This window comes from Pseudomonas sp. TMP9, from assembly GCF_037943105.1.
In the GTDB taxonomy this organism is placed as follows: Bacteria; Pseudomonadota; Gammaproteobacteria; order Pseudomonadales; family Pseudomonadaceae; genus Aquipseudomonas.
Window position 1 is genome coordinate 2,224,473 of the sequence record NZ_CP149803.1, and the last position, 25,782, is coordinate 2,250,254.

A 25,782-nucleotide genomic window follows, 5' to 3' on the forward strand; every position below is an offset into this window, starting at 1 on the left:
CCTTAAAAACTCAGCGCACCACTGGCGTTAGGAAGATCGGTGCCGGCGCGCTTCGATAATATTCGGCAACTGCGAAATACGCCCAAGCAGACGGCCCAAGGCATCCAGCCCGGGGATTTCTATGGTGATCGACATAGAGGCCGTGTTGTCCTCTTTGTTCGAGCGGGTGTTGACCGACAACACGTTGAGCTTCTCGTTGAGCAGCACTTGTGTCACATCGCGCAGCAGGCCGGAACGGTCGTAAGCGCGAATAATCACATCCACCGGATACGTCTGTACCGGCACCGGACCCCAGCTGACTTGAATAATCCGCTCCGGCTCACGCCCGGCTAATTGCAGCACCGAGGCGCAATCTTGGCGGTGGATACTGACCCCACGACCCAAGGTGATATAGCCGACAATCGGGTCGCCCGGCAGCGGTTGGCAGCAGCCGGCCATCTGCGTCATCAGGTTACCCACGCCCTGAATTTGAATATCGCCACGCTTGCCTGGCTTGAAGCCCAGTGCCTTGCGCGGGATTAACTCAAGCTGCTCGTTGACCCGGTCTGGCTCGACCAGTTGCTGCGCCAAGTTGACCAATTGCGACAGGCGCAAATCGCCCGCACCTAGAGAGGCGAATAGGTCCTCGCTGGTCTTCATATTGGCTTTTTCGGCCAGCTTGTCGAAGTCCACTGCTGGCAACGCCAGGCGCTGCAACTCACGCTCCAATTGCACTTTACCAGCGGCGACGTTCTGGTCGCGGTCTTGCAGCTTGAACCAGTGGACGATCTTTGCCCGCGCCCGCGAGGTGGTGACGTAACCGAGGTTGGAGTTCAGCCAATCGCGGCTCGGCGTGCCGTGTTTGCTGGTAATAATCTCCACCTGCTCACCGGTTTGCAGGCTGTAATTGAGCGGCACAATGCGCCCATTGATCTTGGCGCCGCGGCAGTTATGGCCAATCTCGGTGTGCACGCGGTAGGCAAAATCCAACGGCGTCGCACCTTTAGGCAGGTCGATGGCGTGACCGTCGGGGGTGAAGACGTAGACCCGATCCGGCTCGATATCCACACGCAACTGCTCAGCCAAACCGCCGATATCCCCAAGTTCCTCGTGCCATTCAAGCACCTGACGCAGCCAGGAGATTTTTTCTTCGTAATGGTTCGAACGGGCTTTGACGTCGGTGCCTTTGTAGCGCCAGTGCGCGCATACGCCCAACTCAGCCTCTTCATGCATGGCCTGGGTGCGGATTTGCACTTCCAGCACCTTGCCTTCCGGGCCCAGCACAGCGGTATGCAGCGAGCGGTAGCCGTTTTCCTTAGGGTTGGCGATGTAGTCGTCAAACTCCTTGGGGATGTGCCGCCACAACGTATGCACGATGCCGAGTGCGGTGTAGCAGTCACGCACTTGCGGCACCAGCACGCGCACGGCACGCACGTCATAAATCTGGCTGAACTGCAGGCCTTTACGCTGCATTTTCCGCCAAATGGAATAGATGTGTTTGGCTCGCCCGCTGATATCCGCCTGAACGCCTGTGGCCTCAAGCTCGCCACGCAGTTGATTAACCACTTCGTTGATGTAGTGCTCACGGTCTAAGCGGCGTTCGTGCAGCAACTTAGCAATTTGTTTGTATTGCTCAGGCTCCAAGTAGCGGAAGGACAAATCTTCCAGTTCCCACTTGATATGGCCAATGCCCAGCCGGTGAGCCAAGGGCGCGTAAATATCGAACACCTCACGGGCCACACGCTGACGCTTCTCGTCGGCAGCCTCTTTCACCGCTCGGATCGCGCACGTGCGCTCAGCCAGCTTGATCAAGGCGACGCGCACGTCATCGACCATGGCCACAAGCATTTTGCGCAGGTTTTCCACCTGCGCCTGGGAGCCGAGCACCAGCGAATCACGCGGGTTCATCGACGCACTGATCGCCGCCATGCGCAGCACGCCGTCCACCAGCTTGCCCACCACCGGACCGAAACGCTGATGGACCTGGGCCAACGTTACTTTACCCTCACGCACGCAGCGGTAGATAACTGCCGCCACCAAGGAGTCTTGATCGAGTTTGAGGTCGGCGAGAATTTCAGCGATTTCAAGGCCCGCGCGAAAGCTCGACGCGCCTTCAGTCCATAGATTTTTTGCCGCATTGGCTTGTTGTTCAGCCTCACGGGCGAAATCACAGGCCTCGCGCAGAGCGTCACGATCCAAGGCTGGATCGATACTCAACACGTGTTCAAGCCATGCCTCAAGGTTGATGCTGCCGTCTTCGTTGATCGGCTGATGCGCTCTGACCTGAACCATCTTGCTTACCCTTCCTACGCCAGGCTAAGGGCCTGGCGAATAGTCGCCGACTTCAATCAAGTCAGGCGGTTTAACCGCTTGAACGCACAGTGGCTGTACGTTGCGTTGCAACCCACGAAGGCTTCGCCCTGGTCACAATCTGTGTTGGAACTTATGGCCTTACAAACAGCGCCATCGCCTCGACGTGCGCCGTTTGCGGAAACATATCGAGAATGCCTGCCCGTTCAAGCTGGTAGCCCTGCGCCAGCAATTCAGCACTGTCACGGGCCAGGGTTGTTGGGTTACAGGATACATACAGCACCCGTTTGACACCCAAGGCGGTCATTTGCCGAACCACCTGCAGCGCACCATCACGCGGCGGGTCCAGCAGCACAGCGGCGAACCCATCTTGTGCCCATTGCGGGTCTGCCAGCGGCTTGGACAAATCCGCCTGAAAAAACTGGGCATTGCTCAGACCATTCATTTGCGCATTCAGTGCCGCGCGCTCAACCATGCTTTGCACGCCCTCGACCGCGATCAATTCACCCACCCGCTGAGCCAGGGGCAGCGCGAAGTTACCCAGGCCACAGAACAAATCCAGTACCCGCTCATCGGCCTGCGGCGCCAGCCAATCTAGCGCCTGGGCGATCATGGCGTCGTTAACCGGCTGGTTAACCTGAATAAAATCTCCGGGCTGGTAGGCCAAGCTGAGGTTGAAGGCGTCTAGGCGGTAATGCAGTGGCTGTGCGGGCTCAACCGGCTGCGGCTCAGCGCTGCCGTGCAACCATAACTGGGCATTGTGCGCCGTGCAGAACGCCTGCAGGCGAGCCAGGTCAGCCTCGCCTAACGCAGCCGTATGCCTGACCAACACAGCACTGCAGCTGCCGCTGAACAACTCGACATGGCCAATGGCTTGGGGTTTATCCAGCTCACGTAAAACCTGCGGCAAGGCACGCAGAATCGGCTGCAAAGCCTGTACCAGTACCGGGCAATCCGCGATGGCAATAATGTCTTGGCTGGCGGCCGCACGAAAACCGACATCTAAACGCTTGGCTTTGTGCTCCCAGCGCACAGCAATTCTTGCGCGGCGACGATAACCCAGCTCCGGGCCGATCAGCGGCGGCGCCCACTCACGCGGCTCAAGGTTGCCCAGACGACTCAACTGCTCAGCCAGCATGCGCTGTTTCAGGGCCAGCTGATCGGCATGTGGCATATGCTGCAAGCTGCAGCCACCACACACTTTGGCGTGCACGCAGGCCTCATTACGGCGTTCAGCACTGGCGTTGAGAATGCGCTCAACACGTGCCTCGACCACCTTGCCATGGGCGCCGAGCAAGCGCGCCTCGACATCCTCACCCGCCAGCGCGCCGCTGACAAACCAAGTTCGTCCTTCGACAAAACCGATGCCGCGACCATCGTTGGCCAAGCGCTCAATAGTCAGTTTCTGTTTTTTGCCCACCGGTATTTGCGGCGCGCGGGAACCACCCGTGGGTTGAAAGCGTAGACCGCCGTCTTTCTTCGCCATCAGTTGCTCGGTGCCTCATAAATGCCACTGGACAGGTAACGGTCGCCACGATCACAAATAATCGCCACCATCACCGCGTTCTCAACCTCTTCTGACAGACGCAACATGGCGGCCACCGAACCGCCGGAAGACACCCCACAAAACACGCCTTCCTCGCGCGCCAGGCGGCGCATCATCACTTCGGCTTCCTGCTGGCCCATGTCAATAATTCGATCAACCCGCTCAGCCTGATAAATACTCGGCAGGTAGGCCTGCGGCCAGCGGCGAATACCGGGAATTGTGGCGCCTTCTGTAGGCTGCAGCCCAACGATCTGCACCTTGGGGTTTTGCTCTTTCAAGAAACGCGAAACACCCATGATGGTGCCGGTGGTGCCCATGGAGCTGATGAAGTGGGTAACCTGCCCGCCTGTCTGCTGCCAGATTTCAGGACCGGTGCTGGTGTAGTGCGCAATCGGGTTGTCGCCATTGGCAAATTGATCAAGCACCTTGCCCTTGCCCTCAGCCTGCATCTTCAAGGCCAAGTCGCGCGCTTCCTCCATGCCGCTAACCAGAATCAACTGCGCGCCGTACGCGGTCATTGCTGCCTTACGTTCGGCAGTGGAGTTGTCCGGCATGATCAGCACCATGCGGTAACCCTTGATCGCCGCCGCCATGGCCAAGGCGATGCCGGTGTTGCCACTGGTGGCCTCGATCAACACATCACCTGGGCTGATATCACCACGCGCCTCTGCACGGCTGATCATCGACAAGGCCGGGCGGTCTTTCACCGACCCCGCGGGGTTGGTGCCTTCAAGCTTTAGCAGCAGGGTATTGCTGGTGGTGCCGGGCAACCGCTGCAAACGCACCAGTGGAGTGTTGCCGACGCAGTCGGCGATGGTTGGGTAATGCAGGCTCATGGCGGACGGAATAATCCAGAAGCGAATAAGGCGCCCATGATACCGGCAAACCCGGTGCGGCTACACAACCGAGCCGCTTTGCGTGACAGCATTTGCCCCGAGGGCGGGCGCAACCGCTAAACTGCCGTCACGTCAGTTGCGGAGGTAGTGTGTGATAAAGGGTTTAGGCATTAAAGGCCGGGTACTTATGCTCACCCTCCTGCCCACCAGCCTCTTGGCATTGGTGCTGGGCGGCTATTTCACCTGGATGCAGTTGTCCGGCTTACAAGCGCAACTGCTCCAGCGCGGACAAATGGTCATTGATCAGCTCGCACCGCTGGCCGCCCCTGCGCTGCATGTGCGCGACAGTGATGTGCTGCAGCGCATTGCCAGCCAAGCGTTGGAGCAGCCAGATGTGCGCGCAGTGAGCTTTCTCACTGCCGAACGCATAACACTGGCGCATGCCGGGCCCAGCATGCTCAACCCCTCGCCAGCGACGGGCGAGCAGCCCGCTCAAAACAGCAACCAGAACGCTACGCGTTTTCTCCTGCCGGTGTATCAGCAGCACCTGCGCCTGACCGGCATAGCCGCTGACGAACCAGGTACCCGGCTGCTGGGCTGGGTTGAGCTGGAGTTGTCGCATCACACCACACTGCTCAGCGGTTACCGCAGCCTACTCACCAGTTTGCTGTTAATTGCCGCTGGGTTGATGGTCACCGCCCTTCTCGCCGTGCGCATGAGCCGCACCATCAATGAGCCGTTGCGGCAGATCAAACACAGCGTTGCTCAGCTCAAGGATGGCCACCTCGAAACTCGCTTACCCCCCTTGGGCAGCTATGAGCTGGACGAACTGGCCTCCGGCATCAACCGCATGGCCGAGTCCTTGCAAAACGCCCAAGAAGAGTTGCAACAAAGCGTCGACCAAGCCACTGAGGACGTGCGACTGAACCTTGAAACCATCGAGATCCAGAACATCGAACTGGACTTGGCGCGCAAGGAAGCCTTGGAAGCCAGCCGGATCAAATCTGAATTTCTCGCCAACATGAGCCATGAAATCCGTACCCCGCTTAACGGCATCCTCGGCTTTACCCACTTGCTGCAAAAAAGCGAGCTAACCCCGCGCCAACAGGATTACCTGGGCACCATTGAAAAATCTGCTGATAGCCTGCTGGCGATCATTAATGAAATCCTCGATTTCTCAAAAATCGAAGCCGGCAAACTGGTGCTGGAAAGTACCCCGTTTAACCTGCGTGATCTGCTCCAAGAAGCCCTGACCATTCTCGCCCCAGCTGCCCATGCGAAACAGCTGGAGCTGCTCAGTCTGGTTTACCGCGACACGCCGTTGTCGCTGATCGGCGATCCGCTAAGGCTCAAACAAGTGCTGACAAACCTAGTCAGCAACGCCATTAAGTTCACCCGCGCCGGCACCGTGGTGATGCGCGCCATGCTTGAAGATGAAAGCGCCGACCGCGCTCAGCTGCGCATCAGCGTGCAGGACACCGGCGTTGGCCTGTCCGAAGAAGAGCTGCGTGAACTGTTCCAGGCCTTTAGCCAAGCCGATAATTCACTCAGCCGTCAGGCTGGCGGCACCGGGCTGGGCTTGGTGATTTCCAAGCGCTTGATTGAGCAAATGGGCGGCGAGATCGGCGTCGACAGCACCCCCGAGCTGGGCTCTGAATTTTGGATCACCCTCAACCTGCCCAAGGCCCGTGATGACGCTGAAGACCTGCCGCGCCCGCCGCTACTGGGTCGCCGCGTTGCGGCCCTCGAACACCATGAGCTGGCCCGTCAGGCCTTGCAGCATCAGCTAGAAGATTGCGGTTTAGAAGTCAGCTGCTTCGACAACCTCGACTGCCTGCTGGCTGCAGTGGCGGAAGCGCAGCATAGTGCCTACCCGCTTGAGCTGGCTGTGCTCGGGGTCAGCACCCAGAACCTGCCTCCGGAGCGCCTTGAGCAACCCATCTGGGAGCTGGAACGCCTGGCCTGTAAAACCCTGCTGCTGTGCCCCACCACCGAGCAGTCGCTTTATCACAGCCTGCTGCCCGATGCGCACAGCCAACTGCAGGCCAAGCCCGCCTGTACCCGTAAGCTGCAGCGCGGCTTAACTGAGCTGGTCAGCCCGCGCCACAACCGCGCCGAATTTAAGCAAAACGCCCCCAGCCGCGCGCCGCTGATTCTCTGCGTCGACGACAACCCGGCCAACTTGCTGCTCGTACAAACCCTGCTGGGCGATATGGGTGCGCAGGTCAGCATCGCCAACAGTGGCTATGAGGCAGTGGAAAAAACGGCTGAGCAAACCTTCGACCTGATCTTTATGGACGTACAAATGCCCGGCATGGACGGCCGCCAAGCCACCGAAGCCATCCGTCAACAAGAAAACCAGTGCGCCCAAGGCCCAGTACCGATCGTCGCACTGACCGCTCACGCCCTGGCCAATGAGAAACGCGCCCTGCTGCAAAGCGGACTGGATGACTACCTGACCAAGCCGATCAGCGAGCGTCAACTGGCCCAAGTAGTGCTCAAATGGACGGGCCTGGCGCTGCGCACCCAGAGCAGTGAACACACCGGCATCAGTGCCGCGCACAGCAGCCTCAGCGTGTTAGATGCCGATGAGGGCCTGCGCCTGGCGGCCGGTAAAGCCGACTTGGCGGCCGACATGCTGAGCATGCTGCTGGCCGGGCTGCCCGCCGATCGCCAAACCATTCGTCAAGCGCGTGAAAGTGGCGAACGTCTCAGCCTGATCGAACGAGTGCACCGCCTGCACGGGGCAACTCGCTACTGCGGCGTGCCACAGTTGCGCGCAGCCTGCCAGCGCAGTGAAACCCTCCTCAAACAAAATGACCCCGCCGCTCAGCAAGCGTTGGATGAATTGGAAGCCGCTATTGAGCGGCTGGCTCAGCACGCCACGGCCAGTCATTGAGGGCGCCCAACATCCACGCGAGCCAAGGAAAGCCCCATGCGTATTATTTTGTTCAGCAGCAAACCTTACGACCAACAAAGCTTTAACGCAGCAGGCTGCCCCGATGACTGGCAGCTGAGTTATCAGGAAGCGCACCTGCGTCAAGACAGCGCCGGACTGGCTAAGGGTTACGAGGTGGTCTGCGCGTTTATTAATGATGACCTCAGCGCTGCCGTCTTGGCGCAACTTGCAGCGGGCGGCACCCGCCTGATTGCCCTGCGCTCAGCCGGTTACAACCATGTCGACCTGCACGCCGCACACGCCCTCGGTTTGACGGTGGTTCGAGTGCCCGCCTATTCACCGCATGCGGTGGCCGAGCACGCCCTGGCGCTGATCATGACCCTCAACCGGCGCACCCACCGCGCCTTTAACCGCACCCGCGAAGGTGACTTCTCCCTGCACGGGCTGATCGGCTTCGACCTGTACGGCAAGCGCATCGGCATCATCGGCGCCGGGCAAATCGGCCTGACCTTCGCGCGGATCATGGCCGGTTTCGGCTGTCACCTGCTCATCCATGACCCGCTGCCGATCGCCGACCTGCCTATCGGCGCGTGCCAAGTCGAGCTTAATCAGCTGCTTGAAAACAGCGACATTATCAGCCTGCATTGCCCGTTAAATAACGCGACGCAGCACCTGATCAACGCTGCGCGTTTGCAGCAGATGAAGCGCGGCGCCATGCTGATCAATACCGGGCGCGGTGCATTAATTGACACACCGGCGCTGATCGGCGCATTGAAAAGCGGGCAGCTGGGGTATCTGGGCTTGGATGTTTATGAAGAAGAAGCTGAGCTGTTCTTTGAGGATCACTCTGAGCAACCGCTGCAGGATGATGTGTTGGCGCGCTTGCTGAGCTTCCCTAATGTGCTGATTACCGCGCATCAGGCTTTTCTCACCCACGAAGCGTTGGCCGCGATTGCCGGCATCACCCGCGACAATATCGCCGCCTGGCTGGCCGATACACCGATCAATCAGCTGCATCCTGCCGCGTGATAGCATTTCAATTCATTTGGAGGACCCATGGCTGAACACGACTTTCGCTACAACCTGCTCAACCCCGAGCACACCCTGATTGAATGCCGCGCCTTAGCACCCGGCCGTTATCAGGTTACCGGCAATGGCGGCTCGATCCAGAGCGGCGATACCCTGCTGGTGACCCTCAAGGGCAGCCGCGAACTGCACATGCGCCTATTGGCGGACAAGGTTCGTCACCTGATTACGCCGCGCGGCCAATGGGTGGCGGTCGCGACCGGCCCTGCGTTCAAAGAACTGGCCATTTTTAATTGGCAGGTCAATTGCGACAGCTGTGATGCTCAGCTGGACTTCGAATTTGCAGTCGATGCCGCCCTCGGCAAAAAAGTCCAAGCCCCAGCGGCTGAAACGCGCATCAACGAACTGGGCTGGCAGTCAAAAAACGCCAAACACCTGTGCCCGGCCTGTATCAGTAAGGAGGCAGCATGAACCGACGCTTAACAATCTGCTGGCTGGCTGCAGCGCTCACAGGTTGCGCCACACCTGCGCTGCAAATGGAAACTGAGCGTACTTACCAAGTGGAATGGATCGGCGAACGCCCGCTGATTGATAACAGCCATCTAACCATCACCTTAGGTGACGATGGCCGCGCCTACGGCAACGCCGGCTGTAACCACTGGTTTGCCGGCTACACCCTGAATGGCAACATGCTCAGCTTCAGCGCCGCCGGCAGCACGCGTAAAATGTGCGCACCGGCGCTGATGGAGCAGGAAGCGCGCTTTCTCGACAGCCTAAGCAAGGTGCAGCGCTGGGACTTTTCAACCATCGAGCAGCTACGCCTTTGGCCTGCTGAAGGCAAGCCGCTGCGCCTGTGGCCGCAAAGCAACTAAGCGCCTATCTCGGCTCTGCTGCACGTCGGTAAAACTTTTTTGAACGGGGCCTGCGCGCTTATTTATCACCGGTATATTCGAGTGCGCACACACACCAATCAAAAGCATGTTTGGCCAGCCGCAATCCGAAACAGGCCTTGGCGTACGGCTAATCGAATAAAAAAAGGGAGCTGAAAAGCTCCCTTTTTTATTGCCGCTAAACCTCAGTGAATGATCTGGCTGAGGAACAGCTTGGTACGCTCGTTCTGCGGGCTGGTGAAGAAGGCGTTGGGTTCGTTTTCTTCAACGATCTCGCCTTTATCCATAAAGATCACCCGGTTCGCCACGGTGCGGGCAAAGCCCATCTCGTGGGTGACGCAGAGCATAGTCATACCGTCTTCAGCCAAGCTGACCATGGTGTCCAGCACTTCTTTGACCATTTCCGGATCAAGGGCTGAGGTCGGCTCATCGAACAGCATGATTTTGGGCTTCATGCACAGCGCACGGGCAATCGCCACACGCTGCTGCTGGCCGCCGGATAACTGGCCGGGAAACTTATTGGCCTGCTCTGGGATGCGTACCCGCTCAAGAAAGTGCATGGCAATCTCCTCAGCCTGACGCTTGGGCATTTTACGCACCCACATCGGCGCCAAGGTGCAGTTCTGCAACACTGTCAGGTGCGGAAACAGGTTGAAGTGCTGGAACACCATACCCACTTCGCGTCGCACCGCTTCGATGTGCTTGAGGTCGTGGGTCAGCTCAGTGCCATCAATAACAATGCGCCCCTGCTGGTGTTCTTCCAGACGGTTTAGGCAGCGGATGGTGGTCGACTTGCCAGAGCCAGACGGCCCGCACAACACGATCCGCTCACCAGCCTGCACATTGAGGTTGATGTCTTTGAGCACATGGAACTGGCCGTACCACTTGTGCACGCCCTGCATCTGAATCATGCCTTCAGCGGCTGCCGGCTGTTTATTTACTTCACTCATGCTTGCTTCACTCATGGCGTGGCTCCTAACGCTTGTGGCCGGTGTCCAGCTTGCGCTCCAGGTGTTGGGAGTAGCGGGACATACCAAAACAGAAAATCCAGAAAATCAGCGCGGCGAATACATAACCTTCAGTGGCCATGCCCAGCCAAGCCGGATCGGTGGTGGCTTGTTTGATGCTGTTGAGCAGGTCGAACAGGCCGATGATGATCACCAGGCTGGTGTCTTTGAACAGCGCGATAAAGGTATTAACGATGCCAGGAATCACCAGCTTCAACGCTTGCGGCAAAATCACCAGACCCATCATCCGCCAGTACCCCAAGCCCATCGCTGCAGCCGCTTCGTACTGACCCTTGGGAATCGCCTGCAGACCACCGCGTACCACTTCGGCGATATAAGCCGACTGGAACAGAATGACCCCGATTAATGCACGCATCAGCTTGTCGAAACTCATGCCCTCGGGCAGAAATAACGGCAGCATCACCGACGACATAAACAACACGGTGATCAACGGCACGCCGCGCCAGAACTCGATAAAGGTGACGCACAGTACCCGGATGGCCGGCATATCTGAGCGGCGCCCCAGCGCCAGCATGATGCCCAGCGGTAAAGCGCCAGCAATACCGACAGCGGCGATAACCAGCGTCAGCATCAAGCCACCCCAGCGGCTGGTAGACACCGTCGACAGCCCTAAGAAACCGCCGTGCAGCAGCCAATAAGCCAGCAGCGGGTAGACCACCAAGAAGCCCAGGCCATAGGCCACTTTACGCGGCATTTGCGCGATGAACAGTGGTGCAGCACCAATGATCGCCAGCCACAAGGTCAGGTCAACGCGCCAGCGCAATTCAGTCGGATAGAACCCATACATAAACTGGCCAAATCGCTGCTGCACAAACACCCAACAGGCTCCGCCGCTGGTGCAGTCGGCGCGGGTAGTCCCGGTCCAATCCGCATCAATCAAGGCCCACTGGATCAGTGGCGGCACAATCAGCCAAACCAAATAGGCCGCAAACAGCGTAAGCAGCGTATTGAACCAACTGGAAAATAGGTTGGCACGCAGCCAACCCACCACGCCAACGCTGAGCGCGGGTGGCGGTAGATCAGGTTTAAACATATGCGTTTGCATGGCTGCTCCTTACCGCTCGATCAGCGCAATGCGCTTGTTGTACCAGTTCATCAGCATGGAAATGCTGATACTGATCGCCAGGTACACACTCATGGTGATGGCAATCACCTCGATGGCTTGCCCGGTCTGGTTGAGTACCGTACCGGCGAACAACGACACCATGTCCGGATAACCGATACCGGCGGCCAGTGAGGAGTTTTTTGCCAGGTTCAGGTATTGGCTGGTCAGCGGCGGGATGATCACCCGCAGCGCTTGCGGAATAATCACCAACCGAAGCGTCTTGCCCGCAGGCATGCCAAGCGAACGCGCCGCCTCGGTTTGCCCGTGGTTAACCGCCATGATCCCGGAGCGTACGTTTTCAGCAATAAAAGCGGCGGTGTAAATAGTAAGCGCCAGCGTCAGAGCCATCAGTTCAGGAATCAGCACCCAGCCGCCCGTGAAGTTGAAGCCAGTTAATGCCGGCACACTCCACTGCAGTGGATTGCCACCGACCAAGATCGCTAACCCGGGCAGGCTAATCAGCAGTGCAGCCGCACCTAAAGAGACAGGGAATACCCGCCCCGTTGCCTCAAAACGCGCCTTCGACCAACGCGACAACAGCACAGTGCCAATGATCGCCACAATCAATGCACCGGCAAACAAACCAAAGTTTTCAGCTGGGATTGGCGATGGCATGTACAGGCCACGGCTATTGAGGAAGAACGCATCTCCCACGCCCATGCTCTGCCGCGGTCCTGGCAAAGACAGCATGACCGCGAAGTACCAAAAGAAAATTTGCAGCAGCGGCGGGATATTACGGAAGATCTCGATATACACGCTAGCCAGCTTGCTAACCAACCAGTTTGGCGAGAGACGCGCCACTCCCAGTAAAAAACCTAACAACGTGGCTAACACGATACCGATCACCGACACCAACAAGGTGTTGAGCAGGCCCACCACGAAAACACGCCCATAGGAGTTGCTTTCGTCGTAGTCGATCAGGTGCTGGGCAATGCCGAAGCCGGCGCTGTTGTTAAGAAAGGAAAATCCGGAAGTGATCCCGCGCTTTTCTAGGTTAGTTTGGGTGTTATCAAACAGAAACCAGCCGAGCGCCACAACAGCGATAACGGCAAGAATTTGAAATAGCCAAGCACGCGCCTTGGGGTCGGTCCAGACCGATCCACCAGGGCGCGGAGCATTTGCAGTGGTTTGCATAGGAACCCTCTACGAAGCCTCATGCCCGCAGCAGCGGGCATGAGGTCCACATCAATCAGAACAATGCCAGCCACTCAGGACGAGTAGCTGGCAACGGACGGTCAGCGCACCGGCGGTGCGTACTGCAGACCACCTTTGTTCCACAGGGCGTTGAGGCCACGCTCGATCTTCAGCTCGCTGTCGACACCGACGTTACGCTCAAAGCTTTCGCCGTAGTTGCCCACTTGCTTGACGATCTGCACAGCCCAGTCTTTCGGCAGTTTCAGGTCTTTACCAAACTCACCTTCAGCACCCAACAAACGAGCGACATCAGGGTTCTTAGTCGACGTGGACATTTCCACGACATTGGCTGAAGTCACACCCAGCTCTTCAGCGTTGACCATCGCATACAGCGACCAGCGAACAATGTCGAACCACTCTTCGTCACCCTGGCGCACAACCGGACCCAGCGGCTCTTTCGAGATCACTTCTGGCAGTACGACATAAGACTCTGGGTCAGCCAGCTTGATGCGCTGTGCATACAACTGCGATTGGTCAGAGGTCAGCACGTCACAACGGCCAGCCTCGACCGACTTAGCGCTTTCGTCTGAGGTGTCGTAGGTGATTGGGGTGTACTTCAGGTTGTTGGCACGGAAGTAGTCCGAAAGGTTCAGCTCGGTAGTGGTACCTGCCTGAATGCAGACAGTCGCACCGTCGAGTTCCTTGGCACTGGAAACGCCGAGCTTCTTGTTAACCAAGAAGCCTTGGCCGTCGTAGTAGTTGACGCCAGCAAAGTTCAAGCCCAAGCCAGCATCACGCGAGCTGGTCCAAGTAGTGTTGCGCGAAAGAACGTCGACTTCACCAGACTGCAGCGCGGTGAAGCGTTCTTTAGCAGTAAGGGGACTGTACTTGACCTTGGTCGCATCGCCGAATATTGCGGCTGCAACAGCGCGGCACACGTCGACGTCAAGGCCCATGTAATTGCCTTTCTCGTCAGCGTAAGAGAAGCCAGGAAGGCCATCGCTGATGCCGCACTGAACAAAACCTTTTTTCTGGACTGCATCCAAGGTAGCGCCTGCTTGAGCAAAACTGCTGACGCCCAGAACAGCGGCGGTGGTAAGTACTGCCAATGTGGATTTCACCATCTTCATTAAAATCTCCAGTTGCTTTTGTTGTGATTGGAGTCTCGGTTCTACCGCCCAACCCTTGTGGGGCACGTTGACTGTGTCAGCCGCAACACACTCAACCGGGGATCAAACCTTAGCTCGAGTCTAGTTGCCGATTGCTCCAGCGACCATAAACTCTTGCCCGCCCATTATTTAAATGAGCCAGAGACAGCTAACAAGTGACGAGTCGCGCAGCCTGCAGCGCCTGGCGAACCTGTGAAACACCGGTAAAATCGGCTCAGCCTGTGCCGTGCCCAGCGGGTGGCAGTGTTACCACTCCTGGTCAACGTCATCAGTCCCGAAGATATACAGCAAAGGTCGTACCAGACAGGCTTTCAGCCTCTGATAAAGGTAGGTCAAGAGCAAAGGTTTCACTCTGGCGACAACTTCTTTCCATAATCGCCTGACTCAATTTTCATCACGCACTAAATCAGTGCGATCGCACCACAGCGGAGCTTTAAATGAGCGAACCATTGATCCTTCAACCCACACTCACTGCCGACGCGTGCGTCATTTGGTTGCACGGCCTGGGAGCCGACCGTTATGACTTTATGCCGGTGGCCGAAGCGTTGCAGCAGCGCTTGCGCAGCACTCGCTTTGTCCTGCCGCAGGCGCCGACTCAGGCAGTTACCATCAATGGCGGCTACGCCATGCCCAGCTGGTACGACATTTTGGCCATGAGCCCGGCGCGCGCGATTAACCGCGAGCAGCTGGAAACCTCAGCGCAGCAGGTCATCAGCCTGATTGAAGCGCAGCGTGACAGCGGCATTGATCCGGCCAGGATTATTCTTGCTGGTTTCTCCCAAGGTGGCGCAGTCGTGCTGCACACCGCCTTCTTGCGCTGGCAATTCGCCTTAGGCGGCGTGATAGCCCTGTCGACCTACGCACCCACTTTTGCTAACGACATCACCCTCGCGGATACAAAAAAACAGCTGCCAGTGCTGTGTTTGCACGGCACACGCGATGACATCGTGTTACCGGCCATGGGCCGCGCAGCCTATGACTTCCTCAACGCTGCGGGTGTATGCGTGCAGTGGCAGGATTACCCGATGGGCCATGAAGTGGTGAATGAAGAGATCCGCGATATTGCCGATTGGCTGGAGCAACGCCTCAGTCGTTAATTGTTTTCTCTAGGAACACCGACACCGCCACCGGGCAATAAAGCCCTTTGGCGGCATTTAAGGAACAACTAAAACACACACTGCCGACCGCAACCTAAGACTCAAAACTGACAGGCTGCATCGCTGCAGAGCGTTAAGCGGCCAACTTACTTGCTAGCAAAGCAAGCCATGCATCTGCAAAACGAGTAATCAACCGGCACATGGATACGCCACTATTAAAATGGGCCTTTCAACGTTAAAACCGTTGGTCGCTTAATTACCGCTCAGCATTGTCAGCACTAATTGAGCGGCATAAGGTCATGCTTGGTATCCGCAATTAACGCAGGGAGCGATAGCGATGCCCAAAATATTCAACACCTCGTCATACCTGTCCACCCCATGAAAACCGCCGCGTGGCAGGCCGACCTGCAGCAACTCCATCAGTTGCGGCTGTTTAACAACGTTGCCGCTGGGAGCATGACCAGGCTGCTCACCGCGTTCAGCGCCTGCGATTTAGACGCTGGCGACGTTCTGCTCTCGCCCTTCAACCGCAATCAATACCTCTATCTATTGCTGAAGGGTCAACTCAAGGTTTATCTAGGCTCGCTCGATGGGCACGCCGTGAGCACGCTCAAAGCCGGTGACTGCGTCGGCGAAATCAGCTTTATTGATAATGGTCACCCCTCTGCTTACGTAGTAGCCACAGAACCCTGCTTTGTATTGTGCCTGCACCGCGAATCGCTGTTCAGCTTGCTTCAGAAATCCCCTGAGTTGATGCAAAACCTGCTTGAGCTGCTGTGCGACCGCGTGCGCAAGGGTAATCGGATCATTCTCGACAGCGAACAAACCGCCAATATCGACGCCCTGACTGGCGCTTATAACCGGCGCTGGTTGGAGCATATTTTTGAGCGCGAAAGCACCCGCAGCGCGTTCAATGAAAAACCCCTGTGCATGCTTATGCTCGATGTTGACCACTTCAAAGCCTACAACGACCAGCACGGCCATTTGGCGGGCGATTACGCGCTGTGCCTGGTTGCCCACACCCTGAGCAACCAATTACGACCCAAGGACAGCCTGACCCGCTACGGCGGTGAAGAATTCGTTATTTTGCTACCGGAAATCAGTGCCGAGGAAGCCCGCAGCATCGGCGAGCGCTTGCGTGTGGCGCTGGGTGAGGTCAAGTCATTCCACGCGCCCATTGGCGTATTGCCGGGCGTGACGGTGTCCATCGGCCTCGCGCAAATGCAGCCGCAAGACAGCCTTCAAGGCCTGATCGCTAGGGCCGACAGCGCGCTGTACCAAGCCAAGCAACAAGGTCGCGACTGCCTCTGTGGCTAACGCCAAGTGCCGGCTGTACGTTGATCGCCTTGTTTGACAACGATTCGCCAACCGCCATGTGCGAGCAAAAGCCACGTTAATTGGCCCGGCCCACACCTCATGCCTGTTGATTGAAAATGCTCTGGGCATGGTCAGGCGCCTGGCCCTGCTCTCCCATACAGACTAACAAACACCTACAAAGGCCCACATATCTTAGATCCGCCATCATCGGCGGCAACATCCAGTGACTGCTGCTCAGCCGCCTGCCGGTGGACTGACATCCCGACTAATCGCACGTTGCCTAGCATCGTCGGCGCGGCACTTCGCCGCGCCGGCTTCTTGCTTTACACTGACCGCCGTTCACTTCTTAACCAATTAATGAGATGACCGTGCTCAAAGCACTCAAAAAAATGTTCGGCAAAGCCGAGGGCGAGCAGCACAGCCCAGCAATTCAGCGCACTGAAACGCCCAGCGCGCCGCGCGTCGAACACGACGCCAACGCTGAAAAATCTCGTCGCAGCGCAGCACCACGTGCAACTGAAGCGCCTGAGAACCTATTACCGAGCAAGGAAAAACCGGCAAAACCGCGCCGCGACCGTCCTGCCAAAGTGCTTGATAACTGGAAACTTGAAGACTTCGCGGTAGAACCGGCCGAGGGCAAAACTCGCTTTCATGATTTCAAACTCTCGTCTGGGCTGATGCACGCCATCCATGACCTTGGCTTCCCCTATTGCACACCGATTCAAGCCCAGGTACTGGGTTACACCCTTAGCGGCCGTGACGCCATTGGTCGCGCACAGACCGGCACGGGCAAAACGGCAGCGTTTCTGATCTCGATCATCACCCAGTTGCAGCAAACTCCGGCGCCGAAAGACCGCTATATGGGTGAACCGCGGGCGCTGATCATCGCGCCGACCCGTGAACTGGTGGTGCAAATCGCCAAAGATGCTGCTGACCTGACCAAATACACCGGCCTCAATGTGATGAGCTTTGTCGGCGGCATGGACTTCGACAAACAGCTCAAGCTGCTCGAGTCGCGCTTTTGCGACATTTTGGTGGCCACGCCAGGTCGTCTGCTCGACTTTAACCAGCGCGGCGAAGTGCACTTGGACATGGTCGAAGTGATGGTATTGGATGAAGCCGACCGCATGCTCGACATGGGCTTTATCCCGCAAGTACGCCAAATTATTCGCCAGACCCCAATGAAGGGCGAACGCCAAACCTTGCTGTTCTCCGCCACCTTCACCGACGACGTGATGAACCTGGCTAAACAGTGGACCACTGACCCGGCCATCGTCGAAATTGAACCAGAAAACGTCGCCAGCGACTCGGTGGAGCAGCACGTCTATGCCGTGGCTGGCAGCGACAAATACAAGCTGCTGTATAACCTGATTACCCAAAACGACTGGATTCGGGTGATGGTCTTCGCCAACCGCAAAGATGAAGTGCGGCGCATCGAAGAGCGCCTAACCCGCGACGGCATCAGCGCCGTGCAAATGTCCGGCGATGTGCCGCAGCACAAGCGCATCCGCGCTTTAGAAGGCTTCCGTGAGGGTAAAATTCGCGTGATGGTCGCCACCGATGTGGCAGGTCGTGGCATCCACGTCGATGCAATCAGTCACGTGATCAACTTTACCCTGCCGGAAACCCCAGACGACTACGTGCACCGCATCGGCCGTACCGGTCGTGCTGGCGCCAGCGGCACCTCAATCAGCTTTGCCGGCGAAGACGATGCCTACGCCCTGCCGGGCATCGAAGCACTACTGGGCCGCAAGATCGCCTGCGAAATGCCGCCCGACGAGCTGCTTAAGCCGGTGCCGCGCAAAAACTGATCGCCGCGCCGCTAAAAAGGCGAAGCTGTGCGGCTTCGCCTTTTTAGTGGCCGACTGTTCATCGCGGCCGCCCTGCGGGTAGTCAGCACGTTGATTCTTGACGTGAAAACAACTCCAACTGTTCGTGCTTGCCACGCAGGTCATGCAAGCGCACGCCAACACCCAGCAGGCGCACAGCCTTGTTGCCGCGCAAAAAAGCAGCGCTCAGCAGCCGGCTGTAACTGTCTAGGTCACGTCGCGCCCCAGCTTGCTCCAGCGTGGTCTGAGTAAAGTCATGAAATTTGATTTTAACGAAGGGTTTATCGGGTCGGTAACTGGGGTCTAAACGCGCCATACGCGTGTCCAATTCCTCTAGCAGAGCGGGCAATTGTTCCAGGCAGGCGGCGAGATCGGGCAAATCTTTGTCGAAGGTGTTTTCCACGCTAACGGACTGACGCCGGCTGTCGTTATGCACTGCGCGCTCATCAATGCCGCGCGCCAACCCCCACAGGCGCTCGCCGAAGCTGCCAAACTCTTTGACCAACGCCAGCTTGTTGTACTCGCGTAGGTCACTGCAGGTGCGGATGCCCAAGCGTCCGAGCTTGTCAGCCGTGACCTTACCCACGCCATGCAATTTATTCACCGCCAAGGAGGCGACAAAATCGTCCACCTCATCAGGGGTGATAACGAACAAGCCGTTGGGCTTCTTCCAGTCGCTGGCAATCTTGGCGAGGAACTTGTTCGGCGCCACGCCTGCAGAAACCGTGATGTGCAACGCCTGCGATACTCGCCGACGAATATCCTGGGCGATGCGCGTAGCGCTGCCGGCAAAGTGCGGACTGTCAGTAACATCTAGGTAGGCTTCATCAAGCGATAACGGCTCGATGAGCTCGGTGTAGTCTCGAAAGATCGCCTGAATTTCGCGCGAAACCAACTTGTAAGCTTCCATACGCGGCTTAACGATCACCAGGTCTGGGCACAGCTTTAACGCGTGCCCCGACGCCATCGCCGAACGCACACCGTAGCTGCGCGCCTCATAGTTACAGGTGGCAATCACCCCGCGCCGATCCGCCGAGCCGCCGACCGCCAGCGGCTTGTTGGCCAAACTCGGGTCATCACGCATTTCGATGGCAGCATAAAAGCAGTCACAGTCAACGTGGATGATCTTGCGGCTGTTCATCGTCAAAGCCATCAACCCTACCGCTATTGCGCCGCTGAACTCAAGGGAGCGGCCGGTGTGGCCTCACTCTGCACGTCATCCGACTTGCTGATATAAGACTGGATAACCAAAATAACGATCAACATAAAGGCCGCCAAGGGCAACAATTTGCTCTTACCCGCCACAGCTGCACCGCATCCGGGACAGGTCTTGGCCTCAACTACGACCTGGGCACCACACGACTTGCATTTACTGCGCATAACACCGCTCTCCTTTAATGGGCATGGACTCTAGCCCAACAGCCTGGTCACAGGCTATGACGAAAGCGTTTGCACCCCTTTAGTCAGGCTGAGGCAGCCAGACGCAGCCCAGGGCTCAGGCGTGGAGAACTCAGCTAATGTGGCTAAGCATCTGAATAAAATAGAATTCTTCTTACGTTTTGGTTGACAGATTGTATTTTGCCGCTATAGTTGGCGCCGCGGGATGGAGCAGTCTGGTAGCTCGTCGGGCTCATAACCCGAAGGTCGTCGGTTCAAATCCGGCTCCCGCAACCAGATACTCAAAAAAGGCCACTCACTCGAGTGGCCTTTTTTGCTTTCCGCCCTAACCATTTAAGTTATTGATTAAAAACCACTAATCGATTGACAAAGATTCTCTTCTGTATAGAATCGTCTGCGCGGGATGGAGCAGTCTGGTAGCTCGTCGGGCTCATAACCCGAAGGTCGTCGGTTCAAATCCGGCTCCCGCAACCAGATACTCAAAAAAGGCCACTCACTCGAGTGGCCTTTTTTGCTTTCCGCCCTCACCACTTAAGTTATTGATTAAAAACCACTAATCGATTGACAAAGATTCTCTTCTGTATAGAATCGTCGGCGCGGGATGGAGCAGTCTGGTAGCTCGTCGGGCTCATAACCCGAAGGTCGTCGGTTCAAATCCGGCTCCCGCAACCAGATATTCAGAAAGGCCACTCAATCGAGTGGCCTTTTTGTTTTGGCTTGTTTAAACGGCGCACCAGCACCGCTCAATCAACAGCCCCTCGCTACCCGCTCCGCATGTTTCCCTGCTCCCAGATTCGCCTGCGATGACGCTTAATCGCAACAAACTAGGCCATAACACCAGCCCTGCAGGGTTTTGGACGGGTCGCAGCAGCGCCGAACAAACAAGGCCAGCCAACACCGCGGCGATTATTGGTTACTTTAGTTTGCATCACGCGGCCAGGCTGCTCCGCTGTTAAGCATGCAACACCACCCTTAAACGCTCGCATATGGACCGCTCAGCGCTGGTCAACTGGCGGCGTCACCGCTAGAATTGCGCACTTTTTGATCAGAGGCGCAGCCATGCGCCCAGCATCCATACGTTCATGCCTGAGGTTACCGCCATGTCCACCCCCGCTGCGCCAAAAGTCGGCTTCGTTTCACTTGGATGCCCCAAAGCCTTGGTGGACTCCGAGCGCATTCTGACCCAGCTGCGCATGGAAGGTTATGAGGTGGTGTCGACCTATCAGGACGCCGACGTGGTGGTGGTCAACACCTGCGGCTTTATCGACAGCGCCAAGGCTGAATCTCTGGAAGTAATCGGCGAAGCCATTAAAGAAAACGGCAAAGTGATTGTCACCGGCTGCATGGGCGTGGAAGAAAGCGCAATCCGCAACGTACACCCCAGCGTGCTCTCAGTGACCGGCCCGCAACAGTATGAACAGGTGCTCAACGCCGTACACGACGTGGTGCCACCCTCGACCTCACACAATCCACTGATCGACCTTGTGCCGCCGCAAGGCATCAAGCTCACCCCGCGCCATTACGCTTATTTGAAGATATCCGAAGGCTGCAACCACACCTGCAGCTTTTGCATCATCCCGTCCATGCGCGGCAAGCTGGTCAGCCGGCCTGTGGGCGACGTGCTCAGCGAAGCCGAGCGCCTGGTGAAAGCCGGCGTTAAAGAGCTGCTGGTGATTTCTCAGGACACCAGCGCCTATGGCGTCGACATGAAGTACAAAACTGACTTCTGGAACGGCCAGCCGGTGAAAACTCGCATGACCGAAATGTGCGAAGCCTTATCGAGCATGGGTGTTTGGGTGCGTTTGCACTACGTCTACCCCTACCCGCACGTCGACGAACTGATCCCGCTGATGGCCGCTGGTAAAATCCTGCCGTACCTGGATATCCCCTTCCAGCACGCCAGCCCGAAAATACTTAAAGCGATGAAGCGCCCAGCCTTCGAAGACAAGACCTTGGCGCGGATCAAGAATTGGCGCGAAATCTGCCCGGAACTGACCATCCGCTCGACCTTTATCGTCGGTTTCCCCGGTGAAACTGAAGAAGACTTCCAATACCTCCTCAACTGGCTGACCGAAGCCCAGCTCGACCGCGTGGGTTGCTTCCAGTACTCGCCCGTCGAAGGGGCATCCGCCAACCTGCTCGACAACCACGTACCGGATGACGTGAAGCAGGACCGCTGGGACCGCTTTATGGCTCATCAACAAGCCATCAGCACCGCACGCCTGCAGCTGAAAGTCGGTAAAGAAATGGATGTGCTGATCGACGAGGTCGACGACCAAGGCGCAGTCGCCCGCTGCTATGCCGACGCACCGGAGATCGACGGTAGCGTGTTTATCGCCAGCACGGAGGTCAAGCCTGGCGACAAAGTACGCGTGCGTATCGTTGATGCCGATGAATACGACATGTGGGCTGAGTTGATTTAAGCCCAAGGTCGTCGAGACTAGCCCCGTCTGCACGGGGCTTTTTTCTGCCTCATATTTCAATATCAGGCTGGCGATTGCCCCAGCGAACACCCAAGCCTCCATCAAGTAGCCGCCCAATAGCCGGCAACCCGATAAATGCGGCTCCCGCGCTGGCGAATTAGCGAATTGGCGAAGCAATCAACTGGATCGGCACCCTTGTGATGCGGCGGGTGCCTCGGTAACGTGGGCGCACTTTTGAGGAGTATCCGCATGCGTGCCAGCCGTATTTTTTGCTTTGCTTTGTTGCCATTGCTCGCCAGTTGCCAGGTGTTTACCGAAAAAACGGCTGAGCCTGAGAGTGAGCAAACGCGCATGCAAGGCGAGTTAAGCCTTAGCGCTGGCCAGTTGCTGTTTCGTCCGTGCCGGGAGCAGCGGCAATTTATCGTTAATAACGCCGGGGCAACCGGGCTGAGCAGTGATGCCAATAACTTGTTCAGCATTGGGCACAGCACCCTTTATGTAGACATGCGCGGGCAACTGCAAGCCAACGCTAAAACGAGTGTCGACGGCCAATTCGTGCCCAGCCAGGTTTATCGCGTGCAGGCTGAAGGCCAAGGTTGTTCAGACATTAACTTTGCCCGCACCATGCTGCGCGCCAGTGGCCGTGAGCCGCAGTGGAGCATTGCCGTGAGTAATCAGGGCATGGTGTTTAACCGTGTCGGCCAGGAGCCGCAAGCGCTGCCTTATCTTGAAGAACAACTGCCGGAAGGTCGCCTAAGCCTGAGCAGCGAAGCCAATGGTCAACGCCTTGAGCTCTGGGTTGCCAAACAGCGCTGTGTCGACAGCATGAGCGGCGCGGTGCAGCACATGAGTGCCGAGTTACGCCTTAATGGTGACGTGTTACGCGGCTGCGCCTTCCTTGGCGGCGCGCGTAACGACTAACGCCTCATTGCCCGAGCAATGCGTCGATAGCTGAGATAGATCAGCCTGCCGGAAGGTGTTTGGCCTAAGCTGCAAGGGAAGTCAGCCAAAGGGATACCGTTATGCTGCGCATTGCTATCAATGGATATGGACGTATTGGTCGCTGCTTGGTCCGCGCATTGTTTGAGCGCAACCTGCAGGACCAGATTCACCTTGTCGCGATCAATGACTTGGGTGAGCAAAGCACCCTCGCCCACCTAACCCGCTTCGATTCCACCTTCGGCCGCTTCCCCGGTCAAATCAACTTAGAAGGTGATGTGTTGCGGGTCGATGGTTACCCAATCAAGCTGCTGTGCGAACGTGAAGTGGCGAACCTGCCCTGGGGTGAGCAGGCGATTGACGTGGTGCTTGAGTGCACCGGCAAGCTGAAAAAGCGCGCGCACGTCGAGCAACACATCACGGCGGGTAGCCCACGGGTGCTGCTCTCGCACCCACTCGACAGCGCCGACCTGACCGTGGTGTATGGCGTCAATCATGAGTTGCTGGGCGATCAGCAGATCGTCTCCAACGCGTCCTGCACCACCAACTGCCTCGCACCATTAGCCAAAGTGCTGCATGAGGCCGTGGGCATTCGTCAGGGTCTGGTCAACACCATTCACGCCTACACCAACGATCAAAACCTGCTGGATAAAACCCACAGCGACTTGTACCGCGCCCGCGCCGCAGCGCTGTCGATGATCCCCACCAGCACCGGCGCCGCTAAGACCATCGGCCTGGTGTTGCCGGAATTAGCCGGCCGCTTGGATGGGCTGTCGGTACGCGTACCAACGCCGAATGTGTCACTGGTTGATTTGACCTTTACCTGCGAACGCCCAACAACCCGCGAGGCAATCAATGCGGCGCTGCAAACCGGTGCTGCGCGGTTGCCAGCTGGGGTAATGGAGTGCAACGAGCTGGCACTGGTGTCCAGTGACTTCAACGGTTATCCGGTGTCTTGCGTGGTCGACCTTAACCACACACGCGTACAAGGTGATTTGGTCAAGGTATTGGCGTGGTACGACAACGAGTGGGCGTTTGCCAACCGCATGTTGGATGTGCTGATGGCCTGGGTAAAGCCTGCATAGGCGCACCTCTTGGCTGCATAAAAATACTACGCCAACACGCAGCCAACTTTGCAGGCACCCCACCTAAGCCGACGGCGCTCATTCGTAGGTATAATCGCCGCCTCTTAAAAGCTGCCGGGTTGCCTCCGGCCCTTGTCTGTGGATTGCCCATCATGTTACGCATCACCGAACTCAAGCTGCCGCTCGACCATCCGATCGAGGCGCTGCGCCCAGCTATCATCCAGCGTTTAGGGATTACCGACAGCGAGTTGCTTGAGTTCACGCTGTTTAAGCGCAGCTACGATGCGCGAAAAAAATCCAGCGAAATACAGTTTATCTACACCATCGACTGCTGCCTGCAGGATGAAGCCGCGTTGCTGAGTAAGTTTGCCGATGACCGGCATATCAGCCTAACCCCGGATACCGTCTACAACCCCGTCGGCCACGCGCCGGAGAACCTTGAAGAGCGCCCGCTCGTGGTCGGCTTTGGCCCGTGCGGTATTTTTGCCGCACTGATTCTTGCTCAGGCGGGACTCAAACCTATCGTGCTGGAGCGCGGCACTGAAGTGCGCCAGCGCACCAAGGACACCTGGGGCCTGTGGCGCAAGAATGTGCTTAAACCGGAATCCAACGTGCAGTTTGGCGAAGGCGGTGCCGGCACATTTTCTGACGGCAAGCTCTACAGCCAGATCAAAGACCCTCACCACTATGGCCGCAAGGTGCTGCAGGAGTTTGTCAAAGCCGGCGCACCGGAAGAAATTATCTACGTTAATAAACCGCATATCGGCACCTTCCGCCTCACTGGCGTGGTGGCGACCATGCGCGAAGAGATCAAGGCGCTGGGCGGTGAAGTGCGCTTTCAGCAGCGCGTCAGCGATGTATTGATTGAGGATGGCCAGCTCAAAGGCGTGGTACTCGACAGCGGCGAGCAGCTTCTCAGCCGTCAAGTGATCATCGCACTGGGCCACAGCGCACGTGACACCTTCCGCATGCTGCATAAGCGCGAGGTGTTTATGGAAGCCAAGCCGTTCTCGGTGGGCTTTCGCATCGAGCACCCGCAATCGCTGATTGACCGTGCGCGCTTAGGTAAATACGCCGGCCACCCCAAATTAGGCGCGGCGGATTACAAATTGGTGCACCACGCCAAGAATGGTCGCTCGGTTTACAGCTTTTGCATGTGCCCAGGCGGCACCGTGGTGGCGGCCACCTCGGAGCTGAACCGGGTGGTGACCAATGGCATGAGCCAGTACTCGCGCAACGAGCGCAATGCTAACGCGGGGATTGTTGTCGGCATCTTCCCAGAACAGGATTACCCGGGTGGTCCGCTGGCTGGCATTGAACTGCAGGAACGCTTGGAATCGCAGGCTTATCTGCTCGGCGGCAGCACCTATGAAGCACCGGGGCAGCTGGTCGGCGACTTTATCGCAGGTAAGCCGTCCACCGCACTGGGCACTGTCGAGCCATCCTACAAACCGGGGATCAAACTGGGCGACCTGGCCCTGGCACTGCCGGACTTTGCCATTGAGGCTATTCGCGAAGCGCTGCCGGCCTTTGGTAAGCAGATCAAAGGTTTCGACCTTGCGGATGCGGTGCTCACCGGCATCGAAACTCGCACCTCTTCGCCGCTGCGCATCACCCGTGGCGCCGACATGCAAAGCTTGAATGTGCGCGGCCTGTACCCAGCAGGTGAAGGCGCAGGCTATGCCGGCGGTATTCTCTCGGCAGGGGTCGATGGCATTCGCGTGGCAGAAGCGTTGATCAAAGACATGCTGGGCGAACAGCCGGTTTAGGGG

General features: G+C 57.6%; 19 protein-coding genes and 3 tRNA genes. 14 read left to right on the forward strand and 8 right to left on the reverse strand.

The annotated features are described in order from the left end of the window. Nucleotides 1-27 precede the first annotated feature (27 nt). From relA to cysM, 3 genes are all read right to left on the reverse strand, one after another. Nucleotides 28-2,271, reverse strand: a complete 2,244-nt coding sequence (relA, locus tag WF513_RS10640) for a GTP diphosphokinase (protein WP_339079346.1) — start codon at nucleotides 2,269-2,271, stop codon at nucleotides 28-30. 151 nt (nucleotides 2,272-2,422) lie between these two features. After that, nucleotides 2,423-3,775, reverse strand: a complete 1,353-nt coding sequence (gene rlmD, locus WF513_RS10645) for a 23S rRNA (uracil(1939)-C(5))-methyltransferase RlmD (RefSeq protein WP_339079347.1) — start codon at nucleotides 3,773-3,775, stop codon at nucleotides 2,423-2,425. After that, nucleotides 3,775-4,671, reverse strand: a complete 897-nt coding sequence (cysM, locus tag WF513_RS10650; RefSeq protein ID WP_339079348.1) for a cysteine synthase CysM — start codon at nucleotides 4,669-4,671, stop codon at nucleotides 3,775-3,777. The genes rlmD and cysM overlap by 1 nt, the downstream gene beginning before the upstream one ends. Nucleotides 4,672-4,822: 151 nt before the next feature. On the opposite strand from cysM, the gene WF513_RS10655 reads away from it, so the two are divergent. From WF513_RS10655 to WF513_RS10670, 4 genes are read left to right on the forward strand one after another with little or no spacing between them, the layout of a single operon-like run. Next, nucleotides 4,823-7,570, forward strand: coding sequence for a response regulator (locus WF513_RS10655; protein ID WP_339079349.1), 2,748 nt, complete (start codon nucleotides 4,823-4,825; stop codon nucleotides 7,568-7,570). A gap of 36 nt (nucleotides 7,571-7,606) precedes the next feature. Beyond that, complete coding sequence (locus WF513_RS10660; protein WP_339079350.1) at nucleotides 7,607-8,599, forward strand: 2-hydroxyacid dehydrogenase; 993 nt, start codon at nucleotides 7,607-7,609, stop codon at nucleotides 8,597-8,599. Nucleotides 8,600-8,626: 27 nt separating this feature from the next. Further along, nucleotides 8,627-9,067 carry a hypothetical protein gene (locus tag WF513_RS10665; protein WP_339079351.1) on the forward strand — a complete coding sequence of 147 codons (441 nt, stop codon included), beginning with the start codon at nucleotides 8,627-8,629 and terminating at the stop codon, nucleotides 9,065-9,067. Next, a complete protein-coding gene (locus WF513_RS10670; RefSeq protein WP_339079352.1) occupies nucleotides 9,064-9,468 on the forward strand; it encodes an META domain-containing protein in 405 nt (134 codons plus the stop codon). Before WF513_RS10665 ends, WF513_RS10670 begins: the two co-directional genes overlap by 4 nt. A gap of 203 nt (nucleotides 9,469-9,671) precedes the next feature. On the opposite strand, the gene WF513_RS10675 is transcribed toward WF513_RS10670, so the two are convergent. The 4 genes from WF513_RS10675 to WF513_RS10690 all read right to left on the reverse strand — a co-directional run bounded on the left by WF513_RS10675 (nucleotide 9,672) and on the right by WF513_RS10690 (nucleotide 13,883). After that, nucleotides 9,672-10,436, reverse strand: coding sequence for an amino acid ABC transporter ATP-binding protein (locus WF513_RS10675; RefSeq protein ID WP_339083524.1), 765 nt, complete (start codon nucleotides 10,434-10,436; stop codon nucleotides 9,672-9,674). A 25-nt stretch (nucleotides 10,437-10,461) separates the two neighbouring features. Next, complete coding sequence (locus WF513_RS10680) at nucleotides 10,462-11,559, reverse strand: amino acid ABC transporter permease (protein ID WP_339079353.1); 1,098 nt, start codon at nucleotides 11,557-11,559, stop codon at nucleotides 10,462-10,464. Nucleotides 11,560-11,568: 9 nt separating this feature from the next. Beyond that, entirely contained in the window at nucleotides 11,569-12,753 is a 1,185-nt protein-coding gene (locus tag WF513_RS10685; RefSeq protein ID WP_339079354.1) for an amino acid ABC transporter permease, read from the reverse strand. Nucleotides 12,754-12,854: 101 nt separating this feature from the next. Continuing rightward, nucleotides 12,855-13,883 carry an amino acid ABC transporter substrate-binding protein gene (locus tag WF513_RS10690; protein ID WP_339079355.1) on the reverse strand — a complete coding sequence of 343 codons (1,029 nt, stop codon included), beginning with the start codon at nucleotides 13,881-13,883 and terminating at the stop codon, nucleotides 12,855-12,857. Nucleotides 13,884-14,359: 476 nt separating this feature from the next. On the opposite strand from WF513_RS10690, the gene WF513_RS10695 reads away from it, so the two are divergent. The 3 genes from WF513_RS10695 (at nucleotide 14,360) to rhlB (ending at nucleotide 18,147) form a co-directional block, all read left to right on the forward strand. Next, on the forward strand, nucleotides 14,360-15,019 hold the full coding sequence (locus WF513_RS10695) for an alpha/beta fold hydrolase (RefSeq protein WP_339079356.1): 660 nt from the start codon (nucleotides 14,360-14,362) through the stop codon (nucleotides 15,017-15,019). A gap of 378 nt (nucleotides 15,020-15,397) precedes the next feature. Beyond that, on the forward strand, nucleotides 15,398-16,336 hold the full coding sequence (locus tag WF513_RS10700) for a GGDEF domain-containing protein (protein ID WP_339079357.1): 939 nt from the start codon (nucleotides 15,398-15,400) through the stop codon (nucleotides 16,334-16,336). Between the two features lie 368 nt (nucleotides 16,337-16,704). Then, entirely contained in the window at nucleotides 16,705-18,147 is a 1,443-nt protein-coding gene (gene rhlB, locus WF513_RS10705; protein WP_339079358.1) for an ATP-dependent RNA helicase RhlB, read from the forward strand. Between the two features lie 82 nt (nucleotides 18,148-18,229). Here rhlB and dinB read toward each other — a convergent pair whose 3' ends face one another. Next, complete coding sequence (gene dinB / locus WF513_RS10710; RefSeq protein ID WP_339083526.1) at nucleotides 18,230-19,306, reverse strand: DNA polymerase IV; 1,077 nt, start codon at nucleotides 19,304-19,306, stop codon at nucleotides 18,230-18,232. A 456-nt stretch (nucleotides 19,307-19,762) separates the two neighbouring features. Between dinB and WF513_RS10715 the strand changes: the two genes are divergently transcribed. From WF513_RS10715 to WF513_RS10745, 7 genes are all read left to right on the forward strand, one after another. Continuing rightward, nucleotides 19,763-19,839, forward strand: a tRNA-Met gene (locus WF513_RS10715). A 121-nt stretch (nucleotides 19,840-19,960) separates the two neighbouring features. Next, a tRNA-Met gene (locus WF513_RS10720) sits at nucleotides 19,961-20,037 on the forward strand. Between the two features lie 121 nt (nucleotides 20,038-20,158). After that, a tRNA-Met gene (locus WF513_RS10725) sits at nucleotides 20,159-20,235 on the forward strand. Between the two features lie 428 nt (nucleotides 20,236-20,663). Next, entirely contained in the window at nucleotides 20,664-21,986 is a 1,323-nt protein-coding gene (rimO, locus tag WF513_RS10730; protein ID WP_339079359.1) for a 30S ribosomal protein S12 methylthiotransferase RimO, read from the forward strand. Nucleotides 21,987-22,235: 249 nt separating this feature from the next. Further along, entirely contained in the window at nucleotides 22,236-22,907 is a 672-nt protein-coding gene (locus tag WF513_RS10735; protein ID WP_339079360.1) for a hypothetical protein, read from the forward strand. 101 nt (nucleotides 22,908-23,008) lie between these two features. Next, nucleotides 23,009-24,010, forward strand: a complete 1,002-nt coding sequence (gap, locus tag WF513_RS10740) for a type I glyceraldehyde-3-phosphate dehydrogenase (protein WP_339079361.1) — start codon at nucleotides 23,009-23,011, stop codon at nucleotides 24,008-24,010. A 152-nt stretch (nucleotides 24,011-24,162) separates the two neighbouring features. Then, nucleotides 24,163-25,779 carry an NAD(P)/FAD-dependent oxidoreductase gene (locus WF513_RS10745; RefSeq protein ID WP_339079362.1) on the forward strand — a complete coding sequence of 539 codons (1,617 nt, stop codon included), beginning with the start codon at nucleotides 24,163-24,165 and terminating at the stop codon, nucleotides 25,777-25,779. The last annotated feature ends 3 nt before the right edge of the window (nucleotides 25,780-25,782 follow it).

Bases quoted from the DNA above. Each gene is read 5' to 3' on its own strand.
- relA (WP_339079346.1), bottom strand. From the start codon at position 2,271: ATGGTTCAGGTCAGAGCGCATCAGCCGATCAACGAAGACGGCAGCATC.
- rlmD (WP_339079347.1), bottom strand. From the start codon at position 3,775: ATGGCGAAGAAAGACGGCGGTCTACGCTTTCAACCCACGGGTGGTTCC.
- cysM (WP_339079348.1), bottom strand. From the start codon at position 4,671: ATGAGCCTGCATTACCCAACCATCGCCGACTGCGTCGGCAACACTCCA.
- WF513_RS10660 (WP_339079350.1), top strand. From the start codon at position 7,607: ATGCGTATTATTTTGTTCAGCAGCAAACCTTACGACCAACAAAGCTTT.
- WF513_RS10665 (WP_339079351.1), top strand. From the start codon at position 8,627: ATGGCTGAACACGACTTTCGCTACAACCTGCTCAACCCCGAGCACACC.
- WF513_RS10670 (WP_339079352.1), top strand. From the start codon at position 9,064: ATGAACCGACGCTTAACAATCTGCTGGCTGGCTGCAGCGCTCACAGGT.
- WF513_RS10675 (WP_339083524.1), bottom strand. From the start codon at position 10,436: ATGAGTGAAGTAAATAAACAGCCGGCAGCCGCTGAAGGCATGATTCAG.
- WF513_RS10680 (WP_339079353.1), bottom strand. From the start codon at position 11,559: ATGCAAACGCATATGTTTAAACCTGATCTACCGCCACCCGCGCTCAGC.
- WF513_RS10685 (WP_339079354.1), bottom strand. From the start codon at position 12,753: ATGCAAACCACTGCAAATGCTCCGCGCCCTGGTGGATCGGTCTGGACC.
- WF513_RS10690 (WP_339079355.1), bottom strand. From the start codon at position 13,883: ATGAAGATGGTGAAATCCACATTGGCAGTACTTACCACCGCCGCTGTT.
- WF513_RS10695 (WP_339079356.1), top strand. From the start codon at position 14,360: ATGAGCGAACCATTGATCCTTCAACCCACACTCACTGCCGACGCGTGC.
- WF513_RS10700 (WP_339079357.1), top strand. From the start codon at position 15,398: ATGAAAACCGCCGCGTGGCAGGCCGACCTGCAGCAACTCCATCAGTTG.
- dinB (WP_339083526.1), bottom strand. From the start codon at position 19,306: ATGAACAGCCGCAAGATCATCCACGTTGACTGTGACTGCTTTTATGCT.
- rimO (WP_339079359.1), top strand. From the start codon at position 20,664: ATGTCCACCCCCGCTGCGCCAAAAGTCGGCTTCGTTTCACTTGGATGC.
- WF513_RS10735 (WP_339079360.1), top strand. From the start codon at position 22,236: ATGCGTGCCAGCCGTATTTTTTGCTTTGCTTTGTTGCCATTGCTCGCC.
- gap (WP_339079361.1), top strand. From the start codon at position 23,009: ATGCTGCGCATTGCTATCAATGGATATGGACGTATTGGTCGCTGCTTG.
- WF513_RS10745 (WP_339079362.1), top strand. From the start codon at position 24,163: ATGTTACGCATCACCGAACTCAAGCTGCCGCTCGACCATCCGATCGAG.